Origin of the sequence: Nostoc sp. ChiQUE01b (genome assembly GCF_034531255.1) — a bacterium.
Classification (GTDB): domain Bacteria; phylum Cyanobacteriota; class Cyanobacteriia; order Cyanobacteriales; family Nostocaceae; genus Nostoc.
Genome location: NZ_JAVRBM010000007.1, coordinates 87,692 through 103,130 on the forward strand (window position 1 = coordinate 87,692; position 15,439 = coordinate 103,130).

The 15,439-nt window shown below is 41.4% G+C and carries 16 protein-coding genes and 1 pseudogene; 3 read left to right on the forward strand and 14 right to left on the reverse strand.

The window, feature by feature from the left end; all coding sequences use genetic code 11:
* Positions 1-457: 457 nt before the first annotated feature.
* The 4 genes from RMY63_RS07130 to RMY63_RS07145 all read right to left on the reverse strand — a co-directional run bounded on the left by RMY63_RS07130 (position 458) and on the right by RMY63_RS07145 (position 4,888).
* Positions 458-1,777, reverse strand: a complete 1,320-nt coding sequence (locus RMY63_RS07130) for a hypothetical protein (RefSeq protein ID WP_322728035.1) — start codon at positions 1,775-1,777, stop codon at positions 458-460.
* Positions 1,778-1,847: 70 nt separating this feature from the next.
* Positions 1,848-2,561, reverse strand: coding sequence for a hypothetical protein (locus tag RMY63_RS07135; protein WP_322728036.1), 714 nt, complete (start codon positions 2,559-2,561; stop codon positions 1,848-1,850).
* 1,171 nt (positions 2,562-3,732) lie between these two features.
* On the reverse strand, positions 3,733-4,005 hold the full coding sequence (locus tag RMY63_RS07140; protein ID WP_104909288.1) for a GlsB/YeaQ/YmgE family stress response membrane protein: 273 nt from the start codon (positions 4,003-4,005) through the stop codon (positions 3,733-3,735).
* A 382-nt stretch (positions 4,006-4,387) separates the two neighbouring features.
* Entirely contained in the window at positions 4,388-4,888 is a 501-nt protein-coding gene (locus RMY63_RS07145; protein WP_322728037.1) for a DUF4174 domain-containing protein, read from the reverse strand.
* A gap of 10 nt (positions 4,889-4,898) precedes the next feature.
* On the opposite strand from RMY63_RS07145, the gene RMY63_RS07150 reads away from it, so the two are divergent.
* Positions 4,899-5,120, forward strand: coding sequence for a hypothetical protein (locus tag RMY63_RS07150; RefSeq protein WP_322728038.1), 222 nt, complete (start codon positions 4,899-4,901; stop codon positions 5,118-5,120).
* Positions 5,121-5,270: 150 nt separating this feature from the next.
* Here the strand turns inward: RMY63_RS07150 and RMY63_RS07155 are convergent, their stop codons facing one another.
* A complete protein-coding gene (locus RMY63_RS07155; RefSeq protein ID WP_322728039.1) occupies positions 5,271-6,251 on the reverse strand; it encodes an aldo/keto reductase in 981 nt (326 codons plus the stop codon).
* Positions 6,252-6,861: 610 nt separating this feature from the next.
* On the opposite strand from RMY63_RS07155, the gene RMY63_RS07160 reads away from it, so the two are divergent.
* On the forward strand, positions 6,862-7,044 hold the full coding sequence (locus RMY63_RS07160; protein WP_322728040.1) for a hypothetical protein: 183 nt from the start codon (positions 6,862-6,864) through the stop codon (positions 7,042-7,044).
* A gap of 107 nt (positions 7,045-7,151) precedes the next feature.
* Here the strand turns inward: RMY63_RS07160 and RMY63_RS41710 are convergent.
* The 9 genes and pseudogenes from RMY63_RS41710 to RMY63_RS07200 form a co-directional block, all read right to left on the reverse strand.
* Positions 7,152-7,304, reverse strand: a pseudogene (locus RMY63_RS41710) (Uma2 family endonuclease); the annotation flags it as partial.
* A 231-nt stretch (positions 7,305-7,535) separates the two neighbouring features.
* Positions 7,536-8,171: a nucleotidyltransferase family protein gene (locus RMY63_RS07165; RefSeq protein WP_322728041.1), complete on the reverse strand. Its 636-nt coding sequence runs from the start codon at positions 8,169-8,171 to the stop codon at positions 7,536-7,538.
* A gap of 5 nt (positions 8,172-8,176) precedes the next feature.
* Positions 8,177-9,334 (reverse strand): XdhC family protein, encoded by a 1,158-nt coding sequence (locus RMY63_RS07170; protein WP_322728042.1) that lies wholly within the window; start codon positions 9,332-9,334, stop codon positions 8,177-8,179.
* A 27-nt stretch (positions 9,335-9,361) separates the two neighbouring features.
* Entirely contained in the window at positions 9,362-10,678 is a 1,317-nt protein-coding gene (locus RMY63_RS07175; protein WP_322728043.1) for a Gfo/Idh/MocA family oxidoreductase, read from the reverse strand.
* A 75-nt stretch (positions 10,679-10,753) separates the two neighbouring features.
* Positions 10,754-10,987 (reverse strand): hypothetical protein, encoded by a 234-nt coding sequence (locus RMY63_RS07180; protein WP_322728044.1) that lies wholly within the window; start codon positions 10,985-10,987, stop codon positions 10,754-10,756.
* A 156-nt stretch (positions 10,988-11,143) separates the two neighbouring features.
* Positions 11,144-11,863, reverse strand: coding sequence for a DUF4142 domain-containing protein (locus tag RMY63_RS07185; protein ID WP_322728045.1), 720 nt, complete (start codon positions 11,861-11,863; stop codon positions 11,144-11,146).
* 21 nt (positions 11,864-11,884) lie between these two features.
* A complete protein-coding gene (locus RMY63_RS07190) occupies positions 11,885-12,079 on the reverse strand; it encodes a hypothetical protein (RefSeq protein ID WP_322728046.1) in 195 nt (64 codons plus the stop codon).
* 122 nt (positions 12,080-12,201) lie between these two features.
* A complete protein-coding gene (locus tag RMY63_RS07195; protein ID WP_322728047.1) occupies positions 12,202-13,089 on the reverse strand; it encodes an NAD(P)-dependent oxidoreductase in 888 nt (295 codons plus the stop codon).
* Positions 13,090-13,534: 445 nt separating this feature from the next.
* Complete coding sequence (locus RMY63_RS07200; RefSeq protein ID WP_322728048.1) at positions 13,535-14,605, reverse strand: aldo/keto reductase; 1,071 nt, start codon at positions 14,603-14,605, stop codon at positions 13,535-13,537.
* Positions 14,606-15,061: 456 nt separating this feature from the next.
* Here RMY63_RS07200 and RMY63_RS07205 point away from each other — a divergent pair, with 456 nt between their 5' ends.
* Positions 15,062-15,436: a hypothetical protein gene (locus RMY63_RS07205; protein ID WP_322728049.1), complete on the forward strand. Its 375-nt coding sequence runs from the start codon at positions 15,062-15,064 to the stop codon at positions 15,434-15,436.
* Positions 15,437-15,439 lie beyond the last annotated feature (3 nt).

The window sequence follows — 15,439 nt, forward strand, 5'->3', positions numbered from 1 at the left end:
ATCAATCTTGTTTTGCTGAGATTGGAAAGAGTTGATAGTTTTAATTACACCAGCCCAATATGACAGCTTTCCCTTTATCTGAATTACAATTTTGTAATAATTAGGACTTATATCATGTCCGGTTAAACACAAATCAATTGCGTTCGCAATGACATATCAGAAGTAATTTAGCAGACGTGATATTACGCAAAACTACACCCGGTAGAGGCAATTCATGAATTGCCCATACCTAAAAATCAGGGTTTCGGCTATTGTTTGCGTAAGTCCTGATAATAAATAGCGATTCTCATTTGAATGAGTTACACGGGTAGGGTAGCACAGTTAGCTGTGCTACCTTAAGTGGTTAATTATTGATTTCTAAGCCTGATGCTCTCGGACTTGCGTAGGCGTAGTCTGTCGTAGACCTCGCTGGAAACTAGCGCTCCAACTTTTCGCTAAATCCCCTTATGTAGTATAGTTACGAACTAAAGATTTTTAAAGTCCGGTGTTTATTACGGACTATCCATAGTAGAACAATTAGCAATACAAGCGCTTTGATCGTTGATGGCTCCATTACCTTCTTCACTTGCGTGGGGGTTTGAGGAGTAACATTACACGGAATCTCAATAATCTGTGTGTGATCGGAACCATTACCACTGGGAGTCAGATCGCATTCGCCTTTGTTGTTGAGAGACAAAGGTGCATTTCCTGGAGAAACAGGTGCAGGTGGTTGAGATGAAGAAACAGGTGATTGAGCTGAAGAACTATCGCCACTCAGTAGTAGAAGCAGAATTAAACCAAGACCCCCAACGCCGATTATTGGCCAAAGTGGAAAGGAATTAGAACTGTCTGGTATCAAGACATCTCCCGCAGAGCTAGGGAAAGCATCAAAAGCTATTGTTTCTCCATCCAAGGCTAGTGGATTGTCACTCAGCAAAGTATTTCCTGCGATATCTTCTCCTAATATCTGATTAAATTCCGCTGGAATCGCATTATTGGGGCGTCCGAGTTCCCCACCATCTTCGGAGTATGGAAAGGATAGTACTTCAAAAATCCTCTGTTGGAGTTGGTTCTGATTTCCAGAACTCAACGCATCCAAGCCTGTAGAGATTTTATCTAAATAAAAATTTGTCATCTCTGGCGATAGACCTAGAGACTGAATCTGCTCTTGAATGTTAGAAATTTTTGAGGCTTCTTCAAACAGCAGTCGTCCGTATGAGAATTTCAGGTCTAGTAATCCATTACGAAGGCTAACAGAGTCATTGACTCCTGAGTATGGTGCCCAGTAGAACTGCTTGGTTACAAGTCCGAGTCCTTCTACTGGATTGCGACCAAAAGGTTGTCCAAGAAGATATTGAGATCCATCCATGATTGCGGGAGATGCATTTCTCCAAAATGAGGCGTAAGGCACCGCAGAGAGATTAGGATTATTGCCGTAGAAGCTAGCGAAATTCTGGAAGTTTTTCTCCCCACCGGCTGCTCGGATCAGGAGGTTTTGATAACTAGTCCCATTGTTTAACTCCACTAATCGTTGGATTACCGATCCTGTCTTATTACAAGTCAGACCAAATCCCACATCACATCCAGGAATGACTCGCATCTGGCTCAAATTCTGGTTATTGATTTGGTACTGGAGATACTCAGACTCCAGTCCTTGTTGGATACCATAGCGTCCAATATTTAGCTGTGCAAAAGCAGACTGACATGTAGTAAGTACTACTGCAACAGATGAAAATGCGATCGCTGCAAAGCGAACCACCTTCGGCATCGCAATTCTTTGAACAATTGATCTAGACAAGATGCACCTCCACTAAACGACAGCAATTCCCCAGTCCTCAGTCCCCAGTCCCCAGTCCCCAGTCCCCAGTTCAACTCTTAGCTAAATAAATGTTGATCGTGATTCCTGTACCTTTGAGATTTCCTGATGAGAGTGTGTGATATAAGACTATCGCCCGGTTTGGTTGGTCAAAAAGATACCCACGACGCGTAGGTTTGATTTTCCCTTCCTTGACTAAGGAAACGAAGGCTTGTAGATATCTACGTATACCTTGACGGTTCTCTTTAGTAGTATTCGTATGATGCTCAATCAGCATCATAAAGAAGTCCAAGCTACGATTTTCCTGCCCTTGAATCAGACTGCCTTCATCTAAGAAAGAACTTGCTATGAGCCTGCTATTAACTTGTTTGACCTTAAATAAAGTAAAATAACGTCCCTCTTTTTTAGGATCGTTGGCATAACAGACCCAGGAACCCTCTTTATTTTGTGTAAAACCCTGTTCAGCAAGGTAAGAAAGCAAAGAATTAGTTGCTTTAGTTTGTGGTGGAGGTAATAAATCTTCAATAGGATCTAAAGAGCAAAGCCTCTGTGTTGTTTTTTGTGGATAAACAGCAGGAGTCTGTTGGGTATTGACGCGAAAGGGCTTGTCATCAGACATTTGTGTTGCTTTCCGTGGATAAACAGCAGGAGTCTGCTGGGTATTGATACCAAAAGGCTTGTCATCAGACATTGCCATGCTAGACATTGCAGCCAACGCAGATACTTGGAGAACGATCGCTCCAAACAAACGAACTATGATATTCATGTTTTTCCTGTTACTCTTACTGACTTTGTGAATAATCGAATTTTTACTAGATCAAGATTGATCTAGCAGTCCTAAATTATTTGTTAAATTTAAGTGTTTGCCTAATTTAATCGAGCGTAGCTTAAGTTTTCACTAATCAAATAGGACTTTTATATAGGTAACTAAGCACAAAGAGAATCAATATCTAAATAAAACACACAATGTTAATGTCTTAATTGCAAGACAAATTGGGCTTTTTGATATTTTTATATATACAAAAAACTATTGACATTGTGTCAAAACTTTTCTATTTACTCTTGTCTAATTTTTTGCCATCCTCAGAGGGTTTTATGCCTTTTTCGCTGGCTATGATGATTCCGAAAAAAGAGCCTTAGTTAGCTCTTTAGTACCTTATATAAGCAGAGTTTCAAAAGCTCTGTGGTTTGTATGTTAGGGCTTTTGTTGATTTCCTGGGTAGGTTGAATAATTTTTTGTTTTTTGAAGGTAGCACACCTAACTAGCTGTTTCAGCATGGTTACAAATTGATGTATAAAATAATATCTCCCTGACAGTAAAATAATATTACCATGAGCTTGAGACATGCAACAGTATTGTGGACAGTTGTCAAAGTTGTACACTGGAAATCGTAACTACGTTTTCATTAAATTTCATCGCAAATAACTCAGAGGCAAGTTTAATCTATTTATACACCACTAGTATTAAGTTCTTAAATACTAGTAGTGTGTAAACGACTAATTGGATGTCTTAAAAATAACTTTTATTTAAATAAAACACGTATAACTAATAGATTGCGATCGCTAACCAAGTTTTTAATTATCCTGCTAGGAGATGTCTATGATGAGCTATGCCTACGCACCAAATAAAGTTAAGTAGATTACAAGTATAAAATTTGCTTGCGATTTAGCACGCTGTTGCTGCTGTTGCCACAGACTTTATAAGCCTGTAAGGCAGAGATTTACGACTTCTCTAATACCAATTCAAAAAATGCTTGCGACACATAGGGCATCCAAAATAAAATCATAGCCTCAACATTATTCAAATTGATAATGTTGAGGCTATCAGCATGACAAGCAGCAAATTCTGTCAAGAATTGTTGATAAACAGAACTTACACATTGACAGGTAAGACAAAAATTGCGTAAGTTCTAAATTAGTTAATTCAATTTAATTTATTACAAAGCACTGCGGCTAGTTAACGCGTTCCACAAGAAGACTGCAACAATTGCACCCAGAACTGCCACTGCAATACCGGGAATACTCAAAGAGGGAGCCGCTAGAGCAAAGCTTCCTGTACTGAAGAATACACCCAAACTACCACCAATAAAAGCACCGACGATTCCTAATAAAATTGTTGCTAAAATTCCGCCGCCTTGATGACCAGGGTAGATAGCCTTTGCGATCGCACCAGCAATTAGACCCAAAACAATCCAAGCAAGAATATTCATTGTTTTTATTTGATAAACATTTTTTAGTGACAAATACACAATAGCAATCCAAATATTGACATTCAATCTACCAACAGAAGCAATGATCGATAGCCTTGAGGATGAACGCTATTACTTCTCGTGATGAACTCCCTTAATTGAGATGGATAATAAAAAAAAGCTCCTAGTAGGTCTAAAACCAGGAGCTAATAAATTCATTGCTTGATAATTGCAGTATATGCGTTTTTAATGAGTGTTCTCATCTACTTGAAGAATTAAGCTCAGGTTTGAAAGCAGATACTTTTGTAGGTTTGCGCTTAGGGATTGGCGTAGCATTTGTAGTAAAAGGTAATTACCTGTACTTGCATTAATGTTAAACAATAAAACCAACTGCTTTACCAATTTATCGTTCTTGCATTTCTTGCTGACGCATGGGCATAGCGTCAATTTGCTTAAAAATTGCTGTCGCTTGCACTGGTGTAGTTTCTTGGCGTTTAACACCACCATCTTTTCCGATCAAAATGACACGAAAATTTTCTCGCTCAACTCCAAAACGATTTCGCAAATTGGCAACAGAAGACTCATCTATTAACTGTCCGTTGGCATAGCTTTTATCTGTTGCCAAAACTTGAACAAGAACTAAATCCCGGTCTTTCAAACCATTTTGGTGCTGGTTAAATACCTGCATCTGTTGCTGATAATTGTGGTTATCAACAGACGGCGCAAAGATTAGCAGTACCCGGTTTTGCCATTTTTGAGAACTGAGGTTAAATGAAGACATTTTGATAGTATGGGTTGAACCTTGGACAGTACCAGCAATGCTGACAGGCGATAGCGCTATAGACACGGCGATCGTCAGGGCGATTAATACTGAGTTATTCACTTCAGGGCTTGTTAGGCTCATAATACAGATAATGACACGAACGAGGTTTGATGGAATGTCAGAAGCTTTTCCAGACTCTTCTCAACTACAACAGTGGCATCGAGGTATTGAAATGGCTAACCGCAATAACATTTTCTGTCATTGTCGTAGTTGTAGCTATGAATGGGTGGACTCTGTGATTGATGCAGTCTGTAGTAAATGTGGCAGCAAAGATATTGAACATATCTCGTGCTGGCAGTTTCCAGATGATTGAATGAGTATCCAGATATGTAGCCGATAAAATAGTGATCGCTACTTTTGACATTTCCTCTGAGAATTCTGGGTGATTACTTTGTTAAGCTGCGGTAATATCTGCTTGTGCATTTAAAGCGGAATTTGAAAAAATTCTCCAGCACCAGAGGGATCAACGGTTAACAGTACTCATATCAGGATAGCGTTCGCCAGCTGCCACATTTTTTGGTGTAACTGTTTCAAGTCGATTCAAATCTTGTTCAGTCAGGATAATTTCGGTAGCTGCAATATTCTCCTCCAAGTAAGTACGGCGTTTTGTACCAGGTATTGGGACAATATCTTCTCCTTGAGCGAATAGCCATGCTAAAGCAAGCTGACTAGAAGTTACTCCTTTTTCGCTGGCGATCGCTTTGACTTGCTCTACTAATTGCAGGTTTTTATAAAAATTCTCACCTTGAAAGCGAGGAGAATTTCTTCGATAGTCATCAGGTGCAAGATCGTCAGGGGTAGCGATCGCACCTGATAAAAATCCTCTTCCTAATGGGCTATAAGGAACAAAGCCAATTCCTAATTCCCGCACGGTAGGTAAAATTTCATCCTCTGGCTCTCGACTCCAAAGAGAGTATTCTGTTTGCAGTGCACTAATCGGGTGAACTGCTACAGCCCGTCGAATCGTCGCCGGGGCAGCTTCCGAAAGCCCCAAATAACGCACTTTTCCTAGCTTGACTAACTCTGCCATTGCCCCGACAGTATCTTCAATGGGGACAGTTGGATCTACTCGATGTTGGTAATAGAGGTCAATCACTTCCACCCCCAGACGTTTTAGCGAGGCATCACAAGCTTGATGGACATATTCTGGTCTACCATCAACCCCTTGAAAACCACCATCTTCAGTACGGACATTGCCAAATTTAGTTGCTAAAACTACTCGATCTCGGCGATCTTTAATTGCTTTGCCTACTAGTTGCTCGTTGGTAAACGGCCCATACATATCAGCAGTATCAAGAAAATTCACTCCAAGTTCTAATGCTCGATGAATTGTTGCGATCGCCTCAATTTCATCACGACCGCTATAGAACTCAGACATTCCCATGCAACCAAGTCCGATAGTTGAAACTTCTAACCCTTGTTTGCCTAGCTTTCTGGTTTTCATAAAATAATTTCCTACTCAGTAATTGGTCTTAGAATATTGCCTCTTTCAGCATTATCCTTTCCCTTCCACCAAGTCATCTATTATTAGAAGTATTTAATGATATAAGTAAGTTGATTTGCAGGTACTTGACATTCATTTTACCAGCCGTGTTGAGACAGCTTTCTAGCCTACGCACTTTTACTATAGGTTTTCTAGTAAATTACTAGCCAGTTGTAGCGTTCGCGCAGCGTCTCGTAGAGAAGCGATGACCAAGCGCTGTGAATTGGCTGCTGAGTTATCTTACAGCGTTGGGTCAACAACTGGCAATTTGTGGTTGTTCTGTTCTGTTGATATCTCATTTAAACTGCAAAATACAAAGTTGTAATGCCAAATTGCCAGAACCTTTGAATATGTTCTCGTCACTTCAACTTTTTCTTAGAGGATAAGTGGATAGAGTTGATGGCAGTTTGGTCAAATACCTCCACCAATTCAAGAGACAACTTTTAGCAAGCGTTCGTTAAGCACCCATAATAATGGTCGGTTGTTACACACACCAGTCTGATTGTTATTAGTCAGAATGTAGTGGTGCAATATATTGCATTGTTACAAAAGCTAAATTCAGAGGTAAACTATGTTTTCTTTTTGGGGTAATCCATGTTATGGAAGCGAACCCATTTCGCACAAAACTAGCTTAGAGCGGAAATTAAAATTCTTGATTTGGCTGCGAGATGATTTAGAGTCCAAACTCGCTGGTATTAATGCTTCTATTGATACCATTCGTCAGCAAATAGAACGTTCAGACTCACCTACTTAGAACTGAACTGATACAGCAATTCATCTGATCACCTACCCAATAAGCAGGTGATCAGATGAATTGCAATGCGATCGCCTGTCTTCAAAATCAGTCGGGTGTGGTTGTGGCTATGTTGGCAGACCTCCAGCTTGAAAAATCTGTTCGGCGGTTAAATTTAACTCCGGGAAATTAGGCGACACAATGCGTTGTTTACCGCCGCAGGCATCGCTGCCTCTAAATTGAGTAACTTGGTACTCACCATCGATTAATTGATAAATTGATTCTCAATAACTTGGCTGTGAGAGATGCCAAACTAGTAGAGGGTATAAATTAGCTCTGGCAACACCAAAAGCAAGGATATTTGAGAGTATAACTAATAATTGATTGCTGACTCGATTAGAAGGGGTTTCCTTGCGCTGCTTCACCAGTCGCACAGAATTCAATTTCTTTTTCTGGCGACTGACGCCAATATTGCTGTTTTGATAAATCAGGTTTACTTTTAGCGATCTCCTTCAAGATACTTCAAAAATTCCTCTAGTAATTGATAGCAATTGTTGATAATCCTTTGGTGTATCAATATCGATATTCCCTAGTGAAAACGGAATCGAAAAAACTTCATTGATGTTATTATTAATAACTTTTTTTGCTCCTGAAGTTTCTTTTAAAGCAGTAAGTTCTGAAAAAAATGTCTGACTAAATAGAGCAGGTACACCTAATGTATCCCCATATTCGCAAGCAATAATAGATTTTTTTGTCGAATAATATGCATCAACAAGTTGATTAATAATTTGGGGAGAAACAAATGGCTGGTCGCAAAGTGTAATAACTACTGCTTCTATTTTTTGTGGAAGATTATTTAACAATTCAATACCACTCTTGATTGAAGTACTCATTCCACAAGCCCAATCCAAATTATTAACTACTTTAACGGGAAGTTGTTTAATTTGGGGATGAATCTGTTCTGCATTGGCTCCAAGTACTACTACCACAGGTTGACAAACTGAAGCGATCGCTATTTCTGTAATATATTTTAAAAAACTACGTCCTTGGTAAAGCAACAGTTGTTTCGGTGTACCCATCCTCGTAGATGCACCAGCCGCAAGAATCATAATGGCTATGGTTGATTTCTCGTTATCTATAGCAGTCATAAAAACTATATGGTAAGTAGCAAGTTTGAGTTGCTTTCATAAGATTGGTGAATCGGTTGATTGCGATTTCTTAAAAAATTACCATTGCGGTTTGTTAGCACTGCTTGAATTTCTGCAATAATCGCGATCGCTATTTCTTCAGGTGTATCTGCTCCAATGTCAATACCAATTGGACCATGCAATCTTTTTAATTGTTCGGTAGTATAATCTATTCCTTGCAGATGTAAATCTTCAAGCAATCTTTCAGTACGCAGCTTTGGGCCTAAAACCCCTATGTAAGGTGTAGGAGATGGCAGCAACATTTGCAAAATTTCTCGGTCGTCAAGGTAATTATGCGTCATCACTACAGCAACTGTGTGGGCATTTATAAATACCTGTTTATGTACAATTTCTCGCCGACTAAGAATAACATCACAAAGTATCGGAAATCGCGCTCTAGTAGCCTCATTAGCTCGACAATCGACTATAGTAACGTCCCAACCTAATGCTTGAGCAAACTGGGCTACGGGTACAGCATCATAACCTGCACCAAATATGATTAAAGCTGTGGGTGGTTGGATGACTTCGATGAAAACTTCGGCACTGCCTAAAGGTAACTGATAGTTGTTTACCCTTGACTTTTGATTAGCAAAGGCTGCTTGACTATCTGCAAGCAGAGATTGAATTAAATTTGGCTCTTTGATGTCAGTGATAATTTTACCATTTGGATACAGCAGCAGGCGCGACCCAAGTTTGACCTTGACTGCGCCTTCAAAGCCAAAGACTGTGGCAATAATACCCAAATGTTTTTGATGAAAACACTCCTGTATAAAAGCGATCGCATTTGGTGTGCTTTCTCTCTCAAGGCGTTCGATGAGAACTTGCACTGTCCCATTGCACCCTAAACCAAAGCCCCAAAGAATATCCTCAGAGGCGGTGCTATCGTAAGTAACAACAATTGGTTCGCCGTCTGACATTCGTTGTTGAGTATGCTCAAATACATCGTTCTCCAAGCAACCAGCACTGATTGTTCCGATCGTCTGACCTGTATTTGTGATCAGCATTTTAGCACCCGATCGGCGATAGGTTGAACCTTGAGTCTTAACTACAGTCGCAAGAAAAGTTATTTCACCACTTTTTTGACTTGACTCGAAGCCTTCTAAAATTGCTTGTAATTCGTTCATATGAAGACAGTATGTGGTATGCACGTATCACTTTAGCATTCGAGGAGCAGGGCCACGAGTAACATCCAATCCTGACACACGAGGTAGAGCGATCGTTTTGCCTGTTTGTGCCGCTTCGTAAATCAACGCAATTAGTTTTTGGTCTTGCAAACCTTCTTCACCAGGGGTATGGGGTTGCTTGTTTTGAATCACACAATCTGCCATGTGATCGATTTCCAAGGCAAATTGGTTTTTCTCACCTATCCGCACTTCGCTAACGTTTTCTGCCATGCTATTGGTTGGCGATTTGCGCGAAATCATCATCCGTAAACCGTTGTAAGAAAATCCCGGATCGATTTGTCCCCAAGCATCAGAACCGAAGACACGAAACCGACGCGCTTCGTGGAAGCCGTAGCTAGTGGAGCAAATTCCTAGTATCCCACTGGGAAACCGCAGCTGGAAGGTGACACTTTCTTCAACTTCTTTGAAGCGAGGATCGCCAGGAGTGCTGAAGATTTGGGCGCTAATTGCGATCGGTTCCTCTCCCGTTAAATAGCGAGTTGCATTCAAGCAATAAATTCCGACATCCGGTAAAGAGCCACCTCCAGCTAAAGCGCGTTTCAATCGCCACTGATTTAAGTCACCTCCCTGGTTTTGTCCGTTATCTGCCTGAATCACCTTTACAGTTCCCAATTCTTTGCTACGGATCATCCCAATCATGGCGCGATGGTGCGGCTCATATTGGCAGCGATAAGCAATCATCAGCTTGCGATCGGCTTGTTTACACGCATCGATCATCTGTTGAGCATCTTCGACTGTGGTTGCCATTGGCTTTTCACACAGAATATGCTTTCTGGCTTTCGCACCACGCACCGTATATTCCCGATGCATACTGTTAGGCAGTACAATATAAATCACATCAACGTCTGGATTGTTGCGGAGATTGTCGTAATTCTGATAGTTGTAGACATTTTGCGGTTTAATGCCATACTGCTGGGCAACAAGATTTGCTTTAGCAGCATCACCACTAACTAATGCAGTTGGCTTTGCTAGTTTACATTCTGCAAACGCAGGCATGATTTCTTCTAATGTCAGTCTGCCAAGTCCAACGATCGCAAATCCTAAGCGTCGCTCTGGAGGTAATGCAGTTGGTGGCCCTCCTGTGTCAACCTCAGTTTTTTCTGAGATGGGCGGAAATTGAATCTGAGGCGGTAACGGGCCTCCGCGTGGAGTAGCTTGTCCAGTTGGCTGCTGGGCAGCAACCTCTTCGCCTATACTACCAATTGTGGCAGCTGAAATGGCTCCTAACCCAGCAGTCGTCAAGATATGACGACGAGAAATTTTTCCTTTAAACAATTTAGGCATCGTGGTTTCTTAATTCTTAATGATTAAATTTTGGATTTAGTACGGCAATTCGTAGCAAATTCAATTTAGGAATCCCTACAATGCCATTGTGTCGCCTGACAATGCCATTGTGTTGCCTGACAATGCCATTGTGTTGCCTAACAATGCCATTGTGTTGCCTAACAATGCCATTGTGTTGCCTGACAATGCCATTGTGTTGCCTGACAATGCCATTGTGTTGCCTAACAATGCCATTGTGTCGCCTGACAATGCTACAGGACTTACGCAAGATGTGCCCGAAAACCTGATTATTGCGTAGCGGTAATTCATGAATTACCGCTACTTTCGTTATGTTTTGCGTAAGTCTTATGCTAATAAGTAGTTGGACAAAAACATTTACAGTCATTGCAAGCGTTCCATTCGCAATGACGTTGTGTAATTAATTCGCCAAAGCTACACTTTGTAACCAATTACCCGGACATGATATTACGGAGTACTAGTTGGAGTCGAGGTACTAGTTGGAGTGGAGGTGCTAGTTGGAGTTGGGGTGCTAGTTGAACTTCCAGGATTAATAAGGGAACTAACCTGTTGCAGGTGTTGTTGGAGGGTTGGTAGCGTTTGAGCTGCAAATGCTTTCACGTCTGGATCTTGTCCCCCTTCAGCTTCAGTTTGAAATGCGGAGACATCATTTTGATGATCTTCAAGCATCTGATTCAAATATTCGCGGTCAAAGGTAGCACCAGAAAGTTTGGATAAGCGTTGCAGGACTTGCTTATTTGTGCTGTTGAGACTAGTTGGCAGCGTTACACCTTTTTCAGTCGCCAACTGTTTAAGTTGCTTGTTCACCTGGGTGTGATCGTCAACCATGCGCTGTGCAAACTGTTTTACCGCATTGCTAGTTCCACGTTTTAATGCTAGTTTTGCTAATTTGACTTCTGCTAAACCACCTTGAGCAGCTTCATTGATAAACTGTCTGTCTGAAGAACTGAGGTTATTTTGCCCTGGTGTAGTTGGTGATGCAGTTGGGGATGCAGTTGGGGATGCAGTTGGTGATGCAGTTGGTGATGGACTTTCTGTCGTTCGCACAGATTGAGCAGATGGAACTTCCGATGTAGGTTGGTCATGGGGCGTAGTTGGTGTGCAACCAGTTGCCAGAGATAAGGCGATCGCCACTATACCAGTAGAATATATTTTGAAGTTGGACATAATTGTTCTCCTTGGATAAAGCTATATTTTGAAACGTTGAATGAAAAATAAGCGCGATCGCACAATTAAATAACGACCACTAATGCTGAAATCACGAAGCAGATGCGTCGGTGCAAATTGGGCAAATAGATTTAACATTTCCCGATTGAATGCAGGGATATCATCTGGGTGACAAGTCGTCAACCAGTTTCCATCTAGTACAACTTCTCGATCCACCCAGGTGTCTTTATGGGTTCTGTGAGTTCAGCCTCTTCAAACCCATCAGTTGCTAAAACTGCAACTCGTAAATTTGTTAATTCAGCCATAATCATCTCCAAGTTTTATTCAAGAATTTGCAGTTATGATTTAACGGTTACTCCTGCTTCTAACTCCAAAGCTTTGATTAATGCTGATGCATTTTCTTCTCCCCACCCTTGATTAACTGCTGTTTTAATGGTTTCTCTGACAATTGCCGCAGCAGGTGTTGGAGAATTTAAATCTTGGGCAAATTGAGCAATCAAATTCGCATCTTTCAGCATGTGCTTCAGGGCAAAACTTGGCGAAAAATCACGGTTCACCAGCATCTTGCCCATACCGTCAAAAATTGGAGAGCGGAAATCTACCACATGCAGCACATCAAGAACATCTTGTGGATTCAGTCCGGCTTTAGTTGCCAGAATCATCGCTTCCCCTAACGCTTCGATTTGGGTTGCCACAATTGAGTTACCGATAAGTTTCATCGATGCGCCTTTGCCAGTGCCGCCCAGATAATGGATCGTTTCGCTCAACGGCTCTAAAATTGGTTTGACTTGCTCGAATATTTCCTGCTTGCCACCAACAACAATCCACAATCCCCCAGCTGCGGATTCGTTTTTACTGCCGAAAACGGGAGCATCAAGAAATTCGACCTGCTTTTCGGCATAAGCTGCGGCTTGTTTGCGGGAGGTGTCAGGATGAACTGTACTCATGTCGATCGCAATTTGTCCCGATTGCACGTTCGATAAAATGCCATCTTGCCCAAAGACAACCTCTTCAACCGCCTTGTCATTCGAGAGCGAATACATAATCGCCTCGGCATTCTCTACGGCTTGTGCTGGTGTTTGTGCTTGTGTTGCACCTTGTTCAACCAGAGGCTTACAAGACTCTAGGCTGCGATTCCAAACCCTTAGATCGTAACCAGCTTTGAGCAAGTTTGTTGCCATACCACTGCCCATGATGCCGAGTCCTAAATACGCAATGCGTTTCATAATGATGTTCTAGATGATGTCTTAACTTTAGGAATTTTTGATACTTTTAGGGCAGGAAGTGTGTCGAAGTCAACTTGCTTCTACCCTTCCTTCACATCATGGGAGTTTTGAGGATAAATACATCTTCCAATCGATAGACTTAACAGCAATAAATACTTTAGATAGCAGTGAATTCTCTGGCTTTTTGTTAAAATGCATCAATTCAAGCGACACAAAAATTGATTTTGAGAGGATTTGCGTAACGCATCAAATCCAGGTAACACCAATTCTCTAAAATAAGGCAACAGATGTAAGCTGGGAAAGCCTTGCTGCATCTAAATTTCTCAATTGCGAATTGCGAATTGCGAATTGCGAATTGGTATAACTCACACCTACAAAATTGCGTAGGCGTAGCCTGTCGTAGACATCGCTGTTTGCATGAAAAAATAGTTAAACGTATTAATATTTATCCCAACCAAGCTGGATTCATTGCTGTACTGTCATTTTGGGTTGTGGTCTTATATCGTTCATACTGCCCTTTCGCTGCTGCTTCACGGGTACGCGCTAACAGTGCTGTAACTCGTGCTTGATCCATTGGCTTAAACGTGCGGACTGCCTCAAACGCCTGGTCTAAAATTCCCATGCTATCGATGCCTGTAATTACAACTGATGTTGGCAAATTCATGGCGTAATGCAAACAATCGATCGCACTGACTGTGTTACTTCTAAGAATGTAAGACTCGCCGATTGTTTTCATTGCCAGCACACCAATGTTGTTTTTCACTAACATAGGTAAAACTTGGCGTTCAAAACTTCTAAAATGGGCATCCATGACATTCAAGGGCATCTGCACGGTGTCGAAGCGGAAACCATTTTGTGTGGCAGTTTCTAGCATCTGAAGATGAATCTGGGGATTCTTGTGTCCTGTGAAGCCGATATAGCGAATTTTACCTGCTTTCTGTGCTTCAACGACTGCCTCCATTGAGCCACCAGGAGCAAAGACGCGATCGGGGTCTTCAAAGCGGAGTATTTCATGATGCTGTATTAAATCAATATGATCAACTTGTAAATCTTTGAGCGATTCATCAATCTGCATCTTGGCGGCACTTTTAGTGCGACCATCGATTTTCGTCATTAAAAAGACTTTTTGGCGATAACCATTCTTAAGAGCATTTCCCATCCACCGATGGCTACGTCCATTGTGATAATCCCAAGAGTTATCCATAAAGTTAATGCCGCGATCAATGGCACTGCGGATCAGCTTAATACTTTCTTGCTCCTCTTCAATTTTTCCAATGTGAAACCCACCCAAGCCAATTACAGATACTTGTTCTTTGGTACGTCCGAGGGTGCGATACAACATTTCGCCGCGTCGAGTTGGAGTGGTTGAACTTTGGGCTAGCAGTTGAGTCTTTTCATCAACGGGTTCTGTTTGGGCGAGGAGCGGCTGCAAAAATCCTTCCGAAACTGCAAGTCCTGCTGCCACTAATCCTGAAGCCGAAGCAGTTTTTAACAAGCTGCGTCTACTGATTTCCATAATTGTCTCCTACAAACAACAATAGGAATGAGCCGAATAGTAGCATGGCAATTTGGCATAAAGACTCTAACTAAGGTGTGTTTTGAGACTTATTCCATAAGATGCATTCACAATGTAAGCCGATGCATTCATAATGCAAGCCGATGCATTCACAATGCAAGTCAATGCATTCATAATGCAAGTTGATGCATTCACAAAGCAAGTTGATGCATTCACAAAGCAAGTTGATGCATTCACAAAGCAAGTCGATGCATTCATAATGCTTACCCTTTGTTTAACAAAGTTTTTTTGGGGTTTAATTCCCCTGCCTCTACAGGCAGCACGTTTTGTGTCGGGGTAAAATCACCGTCACAAAACGTAATTGCGAATTGCAAATTGGTTTAAAACTTTATCTTACTGATAGATTTTTGGTTGCAATGGGTACATTTAATGTACACTATACCACTGTATACATCTATGACTATCCAAGATAGAACACGCCGTTTGCGCCCTCAAACCATTAGTCAAGATATTGACTCATTCCACGGTTTGCAAACTGTCAGCACCTACAATACGACTCGCGCTGATGCCTCAGCTGCAAAGTTACAAGAAGTTTATCAGGCAATGGTGATTTCTCAACAAACTGAAACCGAAAAACTAGCTTTATACCGTGCTGCTGCTGATGCTGCGCGATTAGCAGAATGGGAATTTCATAATGCTGTATTAGCCATGAAAGAAGTTGTGCGCGGGCAATATGGTTCAGATAGCGATCAAGCTCAAGCTGTGGGATTGAAGAAAAAATCAGACCGCAAGCGTCCTTCCCGGAAAAAGCCAGTTGCGATCGCCAGTTAATCA

Excerpts from the sequence above, each read along its gene's own strand:
- RMY63_RS07180 (WP_322728044.1), bottom strand. The coding sequence starts at position 10,987 with ATGAATTACCGCTACGCAATAATCAGGTTTTCGGGCACATCTTGCGTA.
- RMY63_RS07170 (WP_322728042.1), bottom strand. The coding sequence starts at position 9,334 with ATGAACGAATTACAAGCAATTTTAGAAGGCTTCGAGTCAAGTCAAAAA.
- RMY63_RS07145 (WP_322728037.1), bottom strand. The coding sequence starts at position 4,888 with ATGAGCCTAACAAGCCCTGAAGTGAATAACTCAGTATTAATCGCCCTG.
- RMY63_RS07200 (WP_322728048.1), bottom strand. The coding sequence starts at position 14,605 with ATGGAAATCAGTAGACGCAGCTTGTTAAAAACTGCTTCGGCTTCAGGA.
- RMY63_RS07175 (WP_322728043.1), bottom strand. The coding sequence starts at position 10,678 with ATGCCTAAATTGTTTAAAGGAAAAATTTCTCGTCGTCATATCTTGACG.
- RMY63_RS07185 (WP_322728045.1), bottom strand. The coding sequence starts at position 11,863 with ATGTCCAACTTCAAAATATATTCTACTGGTATAGTGGCGATCGCCTTA.
- RMY63_RS07195 (WP_322728047.1), bottom strand. The coding sequence starts at position 13,089 with ATGAAACGCATTGCGTATTTAGGACTCGGCATCATGGGCAGTGGTATG.
- RMY63_RS07165 (WP_322728041.1), bottom strand. The coding sequence starts at position 8,171 with ATGACTGCTATAGATAACGAGAAATCAACCATAGCCATTATGATTCTT.
- RMY63_RS07205 (WP_322728049.1), top strand. The coding sequence starts at position 15,062 with ATGACTATCCAAGATAGAACACGCCGTTTGCGCCCTCAAACCATTAGT.
- RMY63_RS07155 (WP_322728039.1), bottom strand. The coding sequence starts at position 6,251 with ATGAAAACCAGAAAGCTAGGCAAACAAGGGTTAGAAGTTTCAACTATC.
- RMY63_RS07160 (WP_322728040.1), top strand. The coding sequence starts at position 6,862 with ATGTTTTCTTTTTGGGGTAATCCATGTTATGGAAGCGAACCCATTTCG.
- RMY63_RS07135 (WP_322728036.1), bottom strand. The coding sequence starts at position 2,561 with ATGAATATCATAGTTCGTTTGTTTGGAGCGATCGTTCTCCAAGTATCT.
- RMY63_RS07140 (WP_104909288.1), bottom strand. The coding sequence starts at position 4,005 with ATGAATATTCTTGCTTGGATTGTTTTGGGTCTAATTGCTGGTGCGATC.
- RMY63_RS07150 (WP_322728038.1), top strand. The coding sequence starts at position 4,899 with ATGACACGAACGAGGTTTGATGGAATGTCAGAAGCTTTTCCAGACTCT.